18 protein-coding genes are annotated in these 16113 nt (G+C 49.9%); 12 read left to right on the forward strand and 6 right to left on the reverse strand.

The genetic code is table 11. The features are described from left to right. Nucleotides 1-11: 11 nt before the first annotated feature. The gene (gene yedD, locus OGX67_RS25770; protein ID WP_003030454.1) at nucleotides 12-425 is read left to right on the forward strand and encodes a lipoprotein YedD; all 414 of its coding nucleotides are present in this window, start codon (nucleotides 12-14) and stop codon (nucleotides 423-425) included. A gap of 40 nt (nucleotides 426-465) precedes the next feature. On the opposite strand, the gene amyA is transcribed toward yedD, so the two are convergent. The 4 genes from amyA to fliD form a co-directional block, all read right to left on the reverse strand. Next, nucleotides 466-1953 (reverse strand): alpha-amylase, encoded by a 1488-nt coding sequence (amyA, locus tag OGX67_RS25775; RefSeq protein ID WP_071696983.1) that lies wholly within the window; start codon nucleotides 1951-1953, stop codon nucleotides 466-468. A 68-nt stretch (nucleotides 1954-2021) separates the two neighbouring features. Continuing rightward, complete coding sequence (gene fliT, locus OGX67_RS25780; protein ID WP_016150551.1) at nucleotides 2022-2393, reverse strand: flagella biosynthesis regulatory protein FliT; 372 nt, start codon at nucleotides 2391-2393, stop codon at nucleotides 2022-2024. Further along, nucleotides 2393-2800 carry a flagellar export chaperone FliS gene (gene fliS / locus OGX67_RS25785; protein ID WP_071696984.1) on the reverse strand — a complete coding sequence of 136 codons (408 nt, stop codon included), beginning with the start codon at nucleotides 2798-2800 and terminating at the stop codon, nucleotides 2393-2395. Before fliS ends, fliT begins: the two co-directional genes overlap by 1 nt. Before the next feature lie 15 nt (nucleotides 2801-2815). Next, nucleotides 2816-4216, reverse strand: coding sequence for a flagellar filament capping protein FliD (gene fliD, locus OGX67_RS25790; RefSeq protein ID WP_071696985.1), 1401 nt, complete (start codon nucleotides 4214-4216; stop codon nucleotides 2816-2818). Between the two features lie 255 nt (nucleotides 4217-4471). On the opposite strand from fliD, the gene OGX67_RS25795 reads away from it, so the two are divergent. From OGX67_RS25795 to sdiA, 9 genes are all read left to right on the forward strand, one after another. After that, on the forward strand, nucleotides 4472-5665 hold the full coding sequence (locus OGX67_RS25795; RefSeq protein ID WP_071696986.1) for a flagellin FliC: 1194 nt from the start codon (nucleotides 4472-4474) through the stop codon (nucleotides 5663-5665). A gap of 80 nt (nucleotides 5666-5745) precedes the next feature. After that, the gene (gene fliB / locus OGX67_RS25800; RefSeq protein ID WP_071696987.1) at nucleotides 5746-6942 is read left to right on the forward strand and encodes a flagellin lysine-N-methylase; all 1197 of its coding nucleotides are present in this window, start codon (nucleotides 5746-5748) and stop codon (nucleotides 6940-6942) included. A 195-nt stretch (nucleotides 6943-7137) separates the two neighbouring features. Continuing rightward, nucleotides 7138-7857, forward strand: a complete 720-nt coding sequence (locus OGX67_RS25805; protein WP_003030465.1) for an RNA polymerase sigma factor FliA — start codon at nucleotides 7138-7140, stop codon at nucleotides 7855-7857. Between the two features lie 57 nt (nucleotides 7858-7914). Then, on the forward strand, nucleotides 7915-8466 hold the full coding sequence (fliZ, locus tag OGX67_RS25810; protein WP_003844196.1) for a flagella biosynthesis regulatory protein FliZ: 552 nt from the start codon (nucleotides 7915-7917) through the stop codon (nucleotides 8464-8466). Between the two features lie 100 nt (nucleotides 8467-8566). Continuing rightward, nucleotides 8567-9367 (forward strand): cystine ABC transporter substrate-binding protein, encoded by an 801-nt coding sequence (gene tcyJ / locus OGX67_RS25815; protein WP_003030469.1) that lies wholly within the window; start codon nucleotides 8567-8569, stop codon nucleotides 9365-9367. A 108-nt stretch (nucleotides 9368-9475) separates the two neighbouring features. Further along, on the forward strand, nucleotides 9476-10462 hold the full coding sequence (dcyD, locus tag OGX67_RS25820) for a D-cysteine desulfhydrase (protein ID WP_003030471.1): 987 nt from the start codon (nucleotides 9476-9478) through the stop codon (nucleotides 10460-10462). Between the two features lie 21 nt (nucleotides 10463-10483). Further along, on the forward strand, nucleotides 10484-11152 hold the full coding sequence (tcyL, locus tag OGX67_RS25825; RefSeq protein WP_003030474.1) for a cystine ABC transporter permease: 669 nt from the start codon (nucleotides 10484-10486) through the stop codon (nucleotides 11150-11152). Further along, a complete protein-coding gene (tcyN, locus tag OGX67_RS25830; protein ID WP_003030477.1) occupies nucleotides 11149-11901 on the forward strand; it encodes an L-cystine ABC transporter ATP-binding protein TcyN in 753 nt (250 codons plus the stop codon). Before tcyL ends, tcyN begins: the two co-directional genes overlap by 4 nt. Before the next feature lie 230 nt (nucleotides 11902-12131). Then, nucleotides 12132-12854, forward strand: coding sequence for a quorum-sensing transcriptional regulator SdiA (gene sdiA / locus OGX67_RS25835; RefSeq protein ID WP_003030480.1), 723 nt, complete (start codon nucleotides 12132-12134; stop codon nucleotides 12852-12854). Nucleotides 12855-12920: 66 nt separating this feature from the next. Here sdiA and OGX67_RS25840 read toward each other — a convergent pair whose 3' ends face one another. Then, nucleotides 12921-13145 carry a DUF2594 family protein gene (locus tag OGX67_RS25840; RefSeq protein ID WP_003030482.1) on the reverse strand — a complete coding sequence of 75 codons (225 nt, stop codon included), beginning with the start codon at nucleotides 13143-13145 and terminating at the stop codon, nucleotides 12921-12923. A gap of 19 nt (nucleotides 13146-13164) precedes the next feature. Continuing rightward, the gene (locus OGX67_RS27025) at nucleotides 13165-13308 is read right to left on the reverse strand and encodes a hypothetical protein (protein ID WP_418219448.1); all 144 of its coding nucleotides are present in this window, start codon (nucleotides 13306-13308) and stop codon (nucleotides 13165-13167) included. A gap of 296 nt (nucleotides 13309-13604) precedes the next feature. On the opposite strand from OGX67_RS27025, the gene uvrY reads away from it, so the two are divergent. Both uvrY and uvrC read left to right on the forward strand, forming a co-directional pair. Continuing rightward, nucleotides 13605-14261, forward strand: a complete 657-nt coding sequence (uvrY, locus tag OGX67_RS25845) for a UvrY/SirA/GacA family response regulator transcription factor (protein WP_003030486.1) — start codon at nucleotides 13605-13607, stop codon at nucleotides 14259-14261. Then, on the forward strand, nucleotides 14258-16090 hold the full coding sequence (uvrC, locus tag OGX67_RS25850) for an excinuclease ABC subunit UvrC (protein ID WP_086503976.1): 1833 nt from the start codon (nucleotides 14258-14260) through the stop codon (nucleotides 16088-16090). Before uvrY ends, uvrC begins: the two co-directional genes overlap by 4 nt. The last annotated feature ends 23 nt before the right edge of the window (nucleotides 16091-16113 follow it).

The following is a 16113-nucleotide window of genomic DNA, read 5'->3' on the forward strand; positions in this document are numbered from 1 at the left end:
CAGGATGAATGATGAAAAAATTAGCAATCGTTGGTGTATTTCTGGCGCTAACCGGATGCGCCGAAGTAGAAAATTATAACGACGTGGTGAAAACGCCAGCGCCAGCCGGTCTGGAAGGATACTGGCAGTCAAAAGGTCCGCAACGCAGTCTGGTAAGCCCGGAAGCGATTGCCAGCCTGGTGATAACGAAAGAGGGCGATACGCTGGATTGTCGCCAGTGGCAGCGGGTGATCGCGCTGCCGGGGAAACTGACGATGCTCTCTGGCGATCTCACCAACGTGACGGTGAAACGCGAGCTGTATGAGATCGAGCGCGAAGGCAATACGCTGGAATATGACGGTATGACGCTGCAGCGGGTGGATCGCCCGACGCAGGAATGTGCTGACGCGTTAAAGAAAACGCCGCTGGCCACACCGCTGCCATAAACCGTACGCCCCGGTAGCCTCTGGCCACCGGGGTTGAACTTTACAACACGTCCTCAATCACCCACACGCTGACGCTCCCGCCGTTACAGTAAAACGTTGCTCCACCGTTTTCATCGGTGACCACGCTTTCCTCGCGATTTCCCAGATAGTCACGCCAGGTTTTATTGCCGTAATTGGCGCCGAGATTGATGGTCTTTTCCCCGTCATCGCCGTTTGACAGTACCACCACACAGCCGGGATCGTCGTCCGTTCCGCTGCGGCTAAAAGCGATACAGTTAGGATGATCGAAAAAGAGTGTCTGTACCCCGTGTGCGAAGCGCTGGCGCGCGAGGATCAGTTCATCAAGCTGTTCAATGATCGGCATGTCGATAGGATAGGTTTCGCCATCGCCGCCGGTGTCTTCGTAATGCGCTCCGTAGAGGTCAGGGTAAAACACCGACGGTACGCCATTTTCACGCAGCAAGATCAGCGCATAGGCCAGTGGCTTAAACCACGGCTCGACGGGGGCTTCGAGTGCCTGTAAAGGTTGGGTGTCGTGATTGGCCACCAGCGTGACGGCATGAAACGGATCGGCCTCCACTAACGTGTCAGTGAAAATCTGGCTCATATCATAATCGCGGCCCTGACGGGACGCTTCGTGGAATTTCATCTGCAAAGGGGCGTCGAACAGCATGGTTTTCCCCTCTACCTGGTTGATGTAGGTTTGTAGCTTATCGACTTCGTGGGACCAGTATTCCGCGACGATAAACAGCGGTTTTGGCGCCACTTCCTGCACGTGTTCAATCCACTCTTTATAAAACCAGGCCGGAATGTGCTTGACGGCATCCAGGCGAAAGCCGTCGCAATGGGTTTGATCCATCACCCAGCGCGCCCAATATTTGAGTTCCTCGGTGACGGCGTGATTACGAAAGTCGATGTTCTCGCCCATCAGGTAATCAAAATTACCCAATTCATCATCAACCTGGTCGTTCCAGCCTTCGCCGGTGTAATCGTTAACGATTTTAAAAATCCCGTCTTCGGTGGGATTCTCGATATGGTCAATGCCGCTGAAGCATTTGAAGTCCCAAATGAATTGCGAGTACTGGCCTGCGCGGGCAGGGAAGGTGTAACGCGTCCAGCCTTCGCATTCGATAATCTCATCGTCTATTTGCGTGCGATCCTCGGCGTTAACCCGCTGGACGCGGATCTTTTCTTTCTCATCTGCGCCCATTTTGTGGTTAACCACTACGTCCAGCAGTACGGCAATATCATTGTGCTTAAGCGCGTCTATCGCCGCCAGCAGCTGGTTTTTATCGCCGTATTTGGTGGCGACGGTTCCCTTTTGGTCGAATTCGCCCAAATCAAACAGATCGTAGGAGTCGTAGCCAACGGAATAGCCGCCGGACGCGCCTTTATAGGCTGGGGGCAGCCATACCATATTGATGCCGATATCATTGAGTCCGCCTGCGCGTTCGGCAAGCTCGGGCCAGAGTTGACCGCCATCAGGGTAATACCAGTGGAAGTACTGCAATAACGTGGGATTTTTCATCTTCCGTGCTCCAGAAGTCGTTTGGCCGACCTCTGGAGTATGGAAGATAATTCAGACGAGACGGGAAATTATTGTGGCGTAGTGGGGGCGTCGGGTACCAGCAGCATACCGGAAAGACGACCATAGGCGTTATTCAGCGTCTTTTGGCGTGTCGACTGGCCGATGAGGTTGCTGAGTTCATCCAGGCGCTGCTGCAACAACGTTTTGAGTAATTGTTCATTATCCAGCGTCTGTTTAATATACCCGGCAACCAAGTCCTGAATACTTCGCGTAATGCCCGGTGGAGTTTGCTCTTCCATGACCACTTCAATACTTTGCAGATAGGTAACTTCCTGTTCCAGTAAAAGGTCCCATTCACCGCGCTGCGCCAGTTCCAGCAACGAGTGACTGAGTAGCGCGATGCGCTGCCAACGGTTGATAAACTCCACGGCTGAGGTCATTAACGAGACTCCTGGGACGACGCTTTCGGTGAGATCTGTTTCCAGGCATCTGCAATGTTGCCGAGTAATTCTTCGACTTCTTCAATGGCCTGACAATCATTACGCAAGTTAGCTTGTAGTAAACGGCGGATCATATAGTCATACAGCGAGGACAGGTTAGTGGCGATTTCACCGCCATTCTCCTGATCCAGGCCTGCTTTCAGACCATTGTCGATAATGTTAATGGCTTTGCTTAACGCTTCGCCTTTGGCGACGATATCGTCCTGCTGCATAAACAGGCGAGCGCGCACCAGGGCGCTATTTGCGCCGTCAAACAACATTTCAATCAGCTGATGTGGGCTGGCGCTCATCACGCCACTCTCTATGCTGACCTGTGCATAGGCTTCAGTACCGCTCGCGGTATACATGCTTACCTCGTGTTATCAGGATTTATTCATCGCTGTAAATTGCTGGCCCAGATAGTTACTGGTGTTATTCAACTTGTTCATCATGCTATCGAGCTGGGTAAACTGCGCCGTATAGCGTGCAACCATGTCGTCGATACTGGCACTAACGGACAGATACTGTTTGGTCAGTTTTTTCAGAGTGGCATTAATGCTGTCTTGTGCGCTGTCGATAATACCGTCATCAGCCAAGTAGCTTTTAACTTCAGCGGCAATCTTGGTAGTAATACCGGTTTCTTTACCATCGCCTGCCAGTAGTTCACGTACCGAAGCTGTATTTTCGTCCAGCGCTTTTTTCAGTTTGGTATTATCGATGGTCATCTTGCCGGTTGTACCATCTTGCTTGATGCCAATTTCGTTCAGGGTTTTAAAGGCACCTTCGCTACCAGAGTTGGCAAACTGGGCGCGAATACCGGTCTGAATGGTACGTACCACGCTGTCGCCCACCAGCGCGCCGTTATCTTTGTCCTGACCTTCCGCTCCTGCGTCTACAGCTTTATATTTGGTCAGCGAATTAAAGGTATCGATAAGCGAGTTATAGGCATCAACCCAGCCTTTAATTGCTTCCGTGGCTTTGTCATTGCTTTTGGTCACGGTTACGCGGACATCAGTGACTTTTTTGGTCAGTTCCAGCGTTACGCCCTGCGGTGCATCGGTGACTTTGTTGCTTTGACGTTCAATTGGGATCCCGTTCATCGTGAGCTGTGCGTTTTGAGCGTTAACCAACTCAGTCATTTTTCCGGTGCCGGTTGTGCTGTCGTAAGCCAGCAGATCGTTAAGCTTGCTGTCGCCGTCAACAGTGATGGTCATTTTGCTGTCCAGACCTTCTGCTGCGGTCAGCACCAGTTTGAATTCGCCCTCTTTTACCTTCACGATGCTAGCGGAGATACCGCTATCGGAATCGTTAATCGCCTTACTGATATCGTCCAGCGTGGTTTTGTCTTGCGACAGTTTAATCTCCAGCGGCTCTTTACGACCCGGCTGATCAATCTTAATTGTACGGGTGGCGGAACCATCACCCAGCGCCTCTTTGCTGGAAGCAACCGATGAGGTGCTCAGAGACTGTGCCTGGGCCAGCTGCGTGACGCTGATGGTATAAATACCCGGTGCCGCGCCGGCTTCGGTGGTAACTTTCAGATCTTCGCTACTGCTGGTGACATTACTGCTTCTGAACAGTTCTGGTTTATTTAACGCAGTATTTGCCGTCTGGAATTTTTCCAGCGCACTCTTCAGCGTACCGTAAGCCGTCAGGCGCGCGTTATTATCGCTTTGTTGCTGAGTGATTGGATTTAAACGTTTTTTCTCAGCAATAGTCAGGTTGTTTAGCAATGTGTCCAGTGGTAAGCCGGAGCCTACGCCTAATGATGTAAATGAAGCCATGCCCGATTCCTTGTGATTGCAAACAATTGTTAAGCGGGTTATCGGCAATCTGCGCGCAAAGTTTAATGATAGTTTTGTCAAAATAATGCGCAGAATAGTGGTGCATATAGAGGGTATTTCACGGGCTAAGAAAAAAGAGGGCGGAAAGTAAAAATTTTCTAAAGTTCGAATTTAAGGTGCCGATACAAGGTTTACGGTGAGAAACCGTGGGCAACAGCCCAATAACATCAAGTTGTAATTGATAAGGAAAAGATCATGGCACAAGTCATCAATACTAACAGCCTGTCGCTGTTGACCCAAAACAACCTGAACAAATCCCAGTCCGCATTGGGTTCCGCTATCGAGCGTCTGTCTTCTGGTCTGCGTATCAACAGTGCGAAAGACGATGCTGCTGGTCAGGCGATTGCTAACCGTTTCACCGCTAACATCAAAGGTCTGACTCAGGCTTCCCGTAATGCTAACGATGGTATCTCTATCGCGCAGACCACTGAAGGTGCTCTGAACGAAATCAACAACAACCTGCAGCGCGTACGTGAACTGACTGTGCAGTCTCAGAACGGCACCAACTCCAGTTCTGATCTGTCCTCCATCCAGGATGAAATCAAACAGCGTCTGGCTGAAATTGACCGCGTTTCTGCTCAAACCCAGTTCAACGGTACCAATGTTCTGTCGAAAAACCAAACTCTGTCAATTCAGGTTGGTGCTAATGATAACGAAACCATTGATATCAAACTGAGCGAAGTAACAGCAAGTACGTTGAAACTGGCTGGTTTTAACGTCTCTGGCCCGAACGGAACCCCGGCAGCTATGGTTGCTGCTGATTATCAGAATGTATGGGGCAAAACAACCGGCGTGAATGCTACCGAAGTTAAAGGTATTGCAGCAGCTGACATTGCAACAGCTACAGGTATTGATGTAGCGAATATTAATGCGCCAGGGGGAACAGCGGTTGTAGATAAAAATGGCAACTTGTTTGCTGAGATTTCGTTCAAAAATACATTAACAAAAGCTGATGTAGCCGCTGCTGCGAAGAATGGATTGACGCTTGAAGAAGGAAAAGCGCAGACAGTATATATTGCATTGAATCCTGCTGATGCAACCATTGCTGCTGGTAAAGCAACATTTACCCTTGATGGCGCAAATCTTGATGCTAAAACCATGAAGAATGGCAGTACGGCAAACCCATTGGATGCTATTGATAAGGCTCTGGCAGAGGTTGACAAACAGCGTAGCTCACTGGGTGCGGTGCAAAACCGTTTTGAATCAGCGATCACCAACCTCGGTAACACAGTAAATAACCTTTCTGCCGCCCGTAGCCGTATCGAAGACTCCGACTACGCGACCGAAGTGTCCAACATGTCTCGTGCGCAGATCCTGCAGCAGGCAGGTACCTCCGTTCTGGCCCAGGCTAACCAGACCACGCAAAACGTGCTCTCTTTACTGCGTTAATCTGACGATAGTTTTTAAAAGTCAGTGAATACAATCAAGGTGGCGAAAGTCACCTTGATTTTTTTATCGGAGCAAACGTAATGAAAGAAATTTTAATTACTGAACCCGCCTTTGTCGCGGCGTTTAATTGTGTGGGGAGCGATTGTCGCGACCATTGCTGTAAAGAGTGGAGCATCGCGGTAGATAAACCCACGGTAAAAAAATATCTGACGAATAAAGATCTATTAATCAAGACCATTGCGGAAGAAAGCATCCACCTGGTTAAAAAAGACATGCTTAACTGGGGGATGATTACATTTGCACCTGAGTCCGGCAATTGTCCATATTTTGGTGATGATAAATTATGCCTGGTGCATAAACGGTTAGGGGCGAACGCACTGAGTAAAACCTGCGCCATTTATCCCCGTTTGTATCGTACCTATAAGAATGATGTACACCATTCACTGAATATTTCATGCCCGGAAGTGGTCAGGTTATTGCTTAGCGAACCAGATGCGATGAAATTTAATGAACGCCTTGCGTTGCAACAAAAGTCCAATGCCGCGAAACCGCTCTCGGCAGTGCACCGGGTACTGAGTCTGTTTTGCCTGGATCTGATTGGTCGGGCCGAAGTTGAGGTTGAACCCGCACTTTTTGCCGTGGTGAAGTTCCTGCTGTTCCTGGAAAAAGTTGGAACGGTTGATGAATCAACAATTGGGCAGATTGAATGTGTTCATGCGCAACTGGTACAACAACTGCAAAATGGCGAGATGATGGGCGATATTACGGGCGATTATCGTGTTAAAGCGTCGATGACCGTTCTGATGCAAAATTATTTCCGCACGAAAAGTCTGTCTCGTGGTGGAAAAGTATTAACACAATATATTGATTCTCTGCTGCGGGTGCTGGCGGCAGACAATACGCTGACGTTTGAAGAAAAAACCGCCGGTATCGAACAGGTGTGGCAAGGCCTTGTTCTGCCCGAAATAGGCAAAACGCCGTTTGCGCTTAAAAACTATATTCTCTATAAATTCTGGCAAAATGATTTTCCTGATATGATCTCAGGAACACCGCTGCGCGGCCTGTATATTATTGTGGCGGAATATTATTTCATCAAATTGCTGGTGGCGGCCCATGCCAAAGAGCAGGGGGCGATGCATTTGGATGATCTGATTAACGTCATTTATAGCTTTCACTCTTCAAGCCAGCATAACCAGTCAGTGACAGAGGACTTTTATCGCTACATTGAGAATGTGAGAATGGGAGATGATTTGTCTCTGGTCTCTTTGCTGGTATAGCATGTTGCCGGGAAGCATTAGACAGAAGTTTCTCGGCTTAATTGATTGATTTTTAATGGTTTTGTATTTTATGGCTTTGTTTGTAGCGTTACAAAAGTCAAATAACCCTTCTTTTATAGCCTTATTCCTCCGATAGAACCCCCTGCAGAAACGGATAATCATGCCGATAACTCATTTAACGCAGGGCTGTTTATCGTGAATTCACTGTATACCGCTGAAGGTGTAATGGATAAACACTCGCTGTGGCAGCGTTATGTACCGTTGGTGCGTCACGAAGCATTGCGCCTTCAGGTGCGTTTGCCGGCGAGCGTAGAACTGGATGACCTGCTACAAGCGGGCGGCATCGGGTTATTGAATGCCGTTGACCGATATGATGCTTTGCAAGGAACGGCATTTACCACTTACGCAGTGCAGCGTATTCGTGGAGCAATGCTGGACGAACTACGTAGCCGGGATTGGGTGCCGCGTAGCGTTCGGCGCAATGCTCGCGAAGTGGCACAGGCGATGGGACAACTGGAGCAGGAATTAGGACGCAACGCAACGGAAACCGAAGTGGCGGCGCGTCTGGCTATTCCTGTGCAAGAGTATCGTCAGATGTTGCTCGATACCAATAACAGCCAACTCTTCTCTTATGACGAGTGGCGGGAAGAGCATGGCGATAGTATTGAGCTGGTGACGGAAGAACATCAGCAGGAAAACCCGTTACAACAGCTTCTGGAGGGTAACCTCCGCCAGCGCGTGATGGACGCGATCGAGGCGTTGCCGGAGCGCGAAAAGCTGGTGTTAACGCTGTACTACCAGGAAGAGCTGAATCTGAAAGAGATTGGCGCGGTACTGGAAGTCGGGGAGTCACGGGTTAGCCAGTTGCACAGTCAGGCCATCAAACGTCTACGCACCAAGCTGGGTAAGCTATAGGGGTACATTATTACCCCTGAACAATGCCGCATTACGAATTGACTACCAGGAGTTCTCATGACGGTGCAGCAATCAAAAAGACGGCCTCTAAGCCGCTACCTCAAAGATTTCAAACACAGCCAGACGCATTGCGCCCATTGCTTTAAGTTGCTCGACAGGATCACGCTGGTTCGTCGCGGGCAAATTGTGAATAAAATCGCTATCGCCCGCCTGGACACTTTGTTGGATGAAGCCGAGTGGGAGCAGGAGAAAAAAGAGTGGGTGGCACTGTGTCGTTTTTGCGGTGATTTGCATTGCAAAGAGCAGAGCGACTTTTTCGATATTATCGGTTTTAAACAGTTTTTATTTGAGCAGACTGAAATGAGTCACGGCACGGTACGTGAATACGTTGTCCGTCTGCGTCGCCTCGGGAATCACCTGACCGAACAAAAAATCTCTCACGATCTGCTGCAGGAAGGGTTCCTCGACGAAAACCTTGCCCCGTGGCTGCCGGAAACCAGCACCAACAATTACCGCATCGCCTTACGTAAGTATGAGCAGTTTAAAGCCCATACCCACATGGGGCATATGCAGAAATCCTCCTGGACAGCCAGTTCTGATATATATTAAAAACGAATAAGGTGTAACAGAGTTGTGTTTGTGGAACACAGCAAACGCTTTACACTGTAGTCATAAATGATAGTCACTAATGACAATATTCGGGGTAACTATGAAATTAGCACTTCTGGGACGTCAGGCTCTGATGGGTGTAATGGCTGTTGCACTTGTCGCCGGAATGAGCGTAAAGACTTATGCAGATGAAGGTCTGTTAAATAAAGTTAAAGAGCGCGGCACGCTGCTGGTGGGCCTGGAAGGGACCTATCCCCCGTTTAGTTTTCAGGGCGATGATGGCAAGCTGACCGGTTTCGAAGTGGAATTTGCTGAGGAACTGGCCAAGCACCTTGGGGTGAAAGCTAACCTGAAGCCGACCAAGTGGGACGGTATGCTGGCCTCTCTTGATTCCAAGCGCATTGATGTGGTCATCAACCAGGTGACCATCTCTGACGAACGTAAGAAAAAATACGATTTCTCTACCCCGTATACGGTTTCTGGTATTCAGGCGCTGGTGAAAAAAGGCAATGAAGGTGTTATTAAGACCGCTGCCGATCTGAAAGGTAAAAAAGTCGGCGTTGGTCTGGGCACCAACTATGAAGAGTGGCTGCGCCAGAACGTGCAGGGCGTGGATATTCGTACCTATGATGACGACCCGACTAAATACCAGGATCTGCGTGTAGGCCGTATCGACGCCATTCTGGTTGACCGTCTGGCGGCGCTGGATCTGGTGAAGAAAACCAAAGACACGCTGGCTGTGACCGGTGAAGCGTTCTCCCGCCAGGAGTCCGGTGTGGCGCTGCGCAAAGGCAATGAAGATCTGCTGAAAGCGGTTGATGCGGCCATTGCTGAAATGCAGAAAGACGGTACGCTGAAAGCCCTGTCTGAAAAATGGTTTGGAGCGGATGTGACGAAATAATCGTCATCCGCTGAAAAAAAGGCGCCTTTAACAGCGCCTTTTTTTATTTCATTGCGCCTGAACGTGCATAATAAAAAGAACATCACAACAACGAATACCGGAGGCTGTATGCCGCTGCATAACTTAACGCGCTTTCCACGTCTGGAATTTATTGGCGCGCCAACGCCGCTCGAATATCTTCCACGTTTCTCCGACTACCTCGGGCGCGATATTTTCATCAAACGCGATGACGTCACGCCGATGGCCATGGGCGGCAATAAGCTGCGTAAGCTGGAATTCCTGGCCGCAGACGCACTGCGTGAAGGCGCTGATACGCTGATAACCGCGGGTGCCATCCAGTCTAACCATGTTCGCCAGACGGCGGCGGTAGCGGCTAAGCTTGGCCTGCACTGCGTGGCGCTGTTGGAAAATCCGATTGGCACCACGGCGGAAAACTATCTCACCAATGGCAACCGTCTGCTGTTGGATCTGTTTAATACGCAGATCGAAATGTGTGACGCGCTGACCGATCCGAATGCGCAGTTGCAGGAGCTGGCGACGCGCATTGAAGCGCAAGGGTTCCGCCCGTATGTGATCCCGGTTGGGGGCTCTAATGCTCTGGGGGCGATGGGTTATGTGGAAAGCGCGCTGGAAATTGCCCAGCAGTGTGAAGGGGCCGTTTCGCTCTCTTCCGTGGTGGTCGCATCGGGCAGTGCGGGAACGCATGCCGGACTGGCCGTGGGCCTGGAACAACTGATGCCAGACGTCGAGCTTATCGGCGTGACCGTTTCGCGCAGCGTCGCCGATCAAAAACCCAAAGTTGTCACGTTGCAGCAGGATATTGCCCGTGAACTGGAACTGACGGCCTCAGCGGATATCCTGTTATGGGATGATTATTATGCGCCGGGCTACGGTACGCCAAACGAAGAGGGCATGGAGGCGGTAAAACTGCTGGCGCGCCTCGAAGGCATTTTGTTGGATCCGGTGTATACCGGTAAGGCGATGGCGGGTTTGATTGACGGCATCAGCCAGAAGCGCTTCAAAGATGAAGGGCCAATCCTCTTTATCCATACCGGTGGGGCGCCTGCACTGTTTGCCTACCATCCTCACGTGTAACAACCAGGTCGAAAAACGCTAATGCATGAAAGTATCCAACTGGTAATTGATTCCCTGCCGTATCTGCTCAAAGGCGCGGTTTTTACGCTGCAACTGAGTATCGGCGGGATGTTTTTTGGCCTCGTGCTGGGGTTTATCCTGGCGTTGATGCGTCTGTCTCCGCTTCTGCCTGTGCGCTGGCTGGCGCGTTTTTATATCTCTATCTTTCGCGGAACGCCGTTGATTGCTCAGCTGTTTATGATTTATTACGGTCTGCCGCAGTTTGGAATTGAGCTTGATCCCATCCCGGCGGCGATGATTGGCTTGTCGCTTAATACAGCCGCCTACGCTGCGGAAACCCTGCGTGCGGCAATCTCTTCCATCGACAAAGGACAGTGGGAGGCGGGTGCCAGTATTGGTATGACGCGCTGGCAGACCATGCGCCGGGCAATCCTGCCACAGGCTGCGCGCGTTGCGCTGCCGCCTCTGAGCAACAGCTTTATCAGTCTGGTGAAAGATACCTCTTTGGCCGCCACTATTCAGGTACCGGAACTGTTCCGTCAGGCGCAGCTGATTACCTCGCGTACGCTGGAAGTCTTTACGATGTATCTGGCGGCCTCGTTGATTTACTGGGTGATGGCGACGGTGCTTTCTGCGCTGCAAAACTATTTTGAAGAACAACTGAACCGCCAGGAGAGAGAGCCGAAATGAGTGCTATCGAAGTCAGAAACCTGGTCAAAAAATTTCATGGGCAAACGGTGCTGCACGGGATCGATCTTGACGTCAAACCTGGTGAAGTAGTAGCGATTATCGGGCCGAGCGGATCGGGCAAAACCACGCTGCTGCGTAGCATTAATTTGCTGGAGCAACCGGAGGCGGGCACCATTAAAGTGGGTGAGATTACCATTGATACCGCGCGTTCGTTGACCCAGCAGAAAGGGCTGATTCGTCAGTTACGCCAGCACGTCGGTTTTGTGTTCCAGAACTTTAATTTGTTTCCCCATCGGACAGTGCTGGAAAACATTATTGAAGGGCCGGTGATAGTCAAAGGTGAACCAAAAGCTGAAGCGACAGCTCGTGCGCGTGAATTGCTGGCGAAAGTCGGGCTGGCAGGTAAAGAAACCAGCTATCCGCGGCGTTTATCGGGTGGGCAGCAGCAGCGCGTAGCGATTGCCCGAGCGCTGGCGATGCGACCTGAGGTTATTCTTTTTGATGAACCGACCTCCGCGCTTGATCCTGAACTGGTTGGCGAGGTACTTAATACCATCCGCCAACTGGCGCAGGAAAAACGCACCATGGTAATTGTGACGCATGAAATGAGCTTTGCTCGCGATGTTGCCGATAGAGCGATATTTATGGATCAAGGACGGATAGTAGAGCAGGGACCAGCAAAATCCTTATTCACGCATCCGCAGCAGCCACGTACCCGTCAGTTTCTTGAAAAGTTTTTGATGCAATAAATAGTGTATATGGCACTCGCCGGGATTGTTTCTGGCGAGTGCTCTTCGCATAACTATTTATAATTATTGCTTTATTATTAACATTTGATTCTGTTACTTACTTCCGCTGTTGAGTAATACTCAAGTAATTGTTCATTTGTCCGATAATTTGCATATATAAAATACATTTATGTGTTAGCTTGTTTCATATGTTTGGATGATTATCAATCTCAGGGGCATTACCACTTAGTATGCAGGATCTTGATTTCTTCACCTGGCGACGGAGCATGCTGTTACGCTTTCAGGAAATGGCGACGGCAGAGGATGTCTATACGGAATTGCAACAACAGACGCAGCACTTAGAGTTTGATTTTTACGCGCTCTGTGTTCGTCATCCGGTACCTTTTACCCGACCTAAAACGTCACTTCATACGACCTATCCCAAAGCATGGGTGGCACATTATCAGTCCGAAAATTATTTTGCCATTGATCCGGTGCTGAAACCTGAAAACTTCAGTCAGGGGCATTTACCCTGGAACGATACTCTGTTTCGCGATGCGCAACCTTTGTGGGACGCCGCGCGCAATCACGGTTTACGCAAAGGGATGACGCAATGCTTAATGTTGCCTAACCGGGCGTTGGGTTTTTTATCTGTATCGCGTGCAAGTATCCGTAACAGTCGCCTTGCGAGCGATGAAGTGGAGCTCAGGATGCAGCTTCTGGTACGGGAAAGTCTGTCTGTACTGACGCGACTGGAAGATGACATGGTTATGGCGCCAGAGATGCGTTTTAGCAAGCGGGAAAAGGAAATATTGAAATGGACGGCAGAAGGGAAGACCTCTTCAGAGATAGCCATCATTCTGTCGATTTCTGAAAATACCGTGAACTTCCACCAGAAGAATATGCAAAAGAAATTCAACGCGCCAAACAAAACGCAGATAGCCTGTTATGCCGCGGCAACCGGGCTTATCTGAGTAAATTATCGTTCTGAGTGTCAGACGCAAAACCGGCTGAGAGCATTGCTATCAGCCGGTTTCTTATTACTGGCGGTAAGCTTGTTTAATTTGCTTAACCGTGTTGGAAAATACCGCAGCCTGTGATTGATCTTCAATCAGCGCGAGCTGTTTTTCCATTTTAAGAATCACGCGGCCTGCATCGGCTTGACCCATTGCCTGCAGCATCAGCGTTAACATGGCTTTCAGGCAGGTGACTTCATTGGCCAGTTCCTGGTTATTCTCAGCAGTGGAAAAGTCAGGCGTACTCATTTATTTTCCTCGTTATGTTTCAATGAAAAAGTGCGATGTCAAATCTTAAGGCGGCGGAGTATACCATAAGCGAGGCTAAAAATATCTGTGGTTGTTTTTTGCGCGGACCAATGTTGTGGACATTAAAATAAACAACATGTTGCAGTGCATATATTTTCTCCACATGTTGTTTATTTCGAGTATTTTCCTCGTTAATTATTGTTACAACTTTGACTGCCTGGTTTGCATTCAGCGAAGGAATATGATCTTTTTGTCACCATTATGAAACAGCTACACAGATATAACCGTGGCAAAAGGTTACCAGTACTGAAAGTTTCCACTCGTCGTACAATCTAATTTCCAAAAACGAGAGCAAAATCGAAAGTCGGGCGTTTTTTACATTTCAAAGTTGAGATAAAACCCGTTAACATAGGACCGATTAACTATCGGTAGCGTTATCCCTATTCTGGAGATATTCCTTTGATCAACGTTTTTCTTGTTGATGACCACGAACTGGTGCGCGCAGGGATACGACGCATTCTGGAAGATATAAAAGGCATAAAAGTTGTCGGCGAAGCGTGCTGCGGTGAAGATGCGGTAAAATGGTGCCGCTCAAATTCCGTTGACGTTGTGCTGATGGATATGAATATGCCCGGTATTGGCGGTCTGGAAGCAACCCGCAAAATTGCGCGTTCCACGGCAGACATTAAAGTGATCATGCTGACGGTACACACCGAAAACCCATTACCTGCAAAAGTTATGCAGGCAGGGGCTGCAGGGTATCTCAGCAAAGGCGCCGCCCCCCAGGAAGTAGTGAGTGCGATTCGTTCGGTTTTTTCCGGGCAACGGTATATTGCCTCCGATATCGCTCAGCAAATGGCGCTCAGCCAGATTGAGCCTGAGAAAACGGAAACCCCGTTTGCCAGTTTGTCTGAACGCGAGTTGCAGATTATGCTGATGATCACCAAAGGTCAGAAGGTTAATGAGATCTCAGAGCAACTGAATCTTAGTCCTAAAACGGTGAACAGCTATCGCTATCGAATGTTCAGTAAATTAAACATTCATGGCGATGTAGAGCTGACTCACCTGGCAATTCGCCATGGCCTGTGTAATGCGGAGACATTAGCAAGCCAGTGACAGATCAGTTTGATGCCAAAGCGTTCCTGAAAACCGTGACCAGTCAGCCCGGCGTCTATCGTATGTATGATACCGCCGGAACGGTTATCTATGTCGGGAAAGCGAAAGACCTGAAAAAAAGGCTTTCCAGCTACTTCCGTAGTAATCTTGCGTCACGCAAGACCGAAGCGCTGGTCGCGCAAATCCAGCAGATTGATGTCACGGTAACGCACACTGAAACCGAAGCGTTATTGCTTGAGCACAACTACATCAAGCTATATCAGCCGCGTTATAACGTATTGCTGCGTGATGATAAATCCTACCCCTTTATATTCCTTAGCGGCGATACCCACCCGCGTCTGGCGATGCATCGTGGGGCAAAGCATGCCAAAGGCGAGTACTTTGGACCGTTCCCTAACGGTTATGCGGTGCGTGAAACGCTGGCGCTGTTGCAGAAAATATTCCCTATCCGCCAGTGCGAAAACAGCGTTTATCGCAACCGTTCTCGACCTTGTCTGCAATATCAGATTGGCCGCTGTCTCGGCCCGTGTGTCGCGGGTCTGGTGAGCGAGGAAGAGTATGCTCAGCAGGTCGAGTATGTTCGTCTGTTCCTGTCCGGAAAAGACGATCAGGTGTTAACACAGCTGATTACCCGCATGGAAAAGGCCAGCCAAAATCTCGAATTTGAAGAGGCTGCGCGAATTCGTGACCAAATCCAGGCCGTACGCCGCGTGACCGAAAAACAGTTTGTCTCTAATACTGGAGACGATCTGGACGTCATTGGCGTGGCGTTTGACGCCGGCATGGCCTGTGTGCACGTTCTGTTTATTCGCCAGGGTAAAGTGCTGGGCAGCCGCAGCTATTTCCCTAAAGTACCCGGTGGTACGGAACTGGGCGAGGTCGTCGAAACCTTTGTCGGGCAGTTTTATCTGCAGGGGAGCCAGATGCGTACCTTACCCGGGGAGATCCTGCTCGATTTCAATCTTAGCGATAAAACCCTGCTGGCAGACTCTCTGTCTGAACTGGCCGGACGGAAGATTAACGTGCAGACGAAACCGCGAGGGGATCGCGCGCGTTATCTGAAGCTGGCGCGGACCAACGCGGCAGTGGCGCTCACCACGAAACTTTCTCAGCAGTCGACGATTACGCAACGTCTGACGGCGCTGGCCTCCGTATTGAAGTTACCTGCGGTGAAGCGTATGGAGTGCTTCGACATTAGCCATACGATGGGGGAGCAGACGGTAGCCTCCTGCGTGGTTTTTGATGCCAATGGCCCGCTGCGTGCAGAATATCGGCGTTACAATATTACCGGCATTACGCCGGGTGATGATTATGCGGCGATGAATCAGGTCTTACGTCGGCGTTATGGTAAGGCGATTGAAGAAAGTAAGATTCCGGACGTCATATTGATCGACGGCGGTAAAGGTCAGTTAGGGCAGGCGAAAGCCGTTTTTGCTGAACTGGACGTTCCCTGGGACAAACAGCACCCACTCTTGCTGGGGGTGGCAAAAGGGGTCGATCGTAAAGCAGGTCTGGAAACACTGTTCTTTGAGCCGGAAGGTGAGGGCTTTAGTCTGCCGCCGGATTCGCCTGCATTGCACGTTATCCAGCATATCCGCGATGAATCTCACGATCATGCGATTAGCGGGCATCGTAAAAAGCGGGCGAAAGTGAAAAGTACCAGCACGCTTGAGACCATCGAAGGTGTCGGGCCAAAGCGTCGCCAGATGTTGTTGAAATATATGGGAGGTTTGCAAGGTCTTCGTAATGCAAGTATCGAAGAAATTGCAAAAGTGCCGGGTATTTCGCAAGCTCTGGCAGAAAAGATCTTCTACTCGTTGAAACATTAAGCCCTCTGTAGCAACATAGGGGT

Origin of the sequence: Citrobacter sp. Cf118 (assembly GCF_030334095.1) — a bacterium.
Lineage (GTDB): Bacteria > Pseudomonadota > Gammaproteobacteria > Enterobacterales > Enterobacteriaceae > Citrobacter > Citrobacter freundii.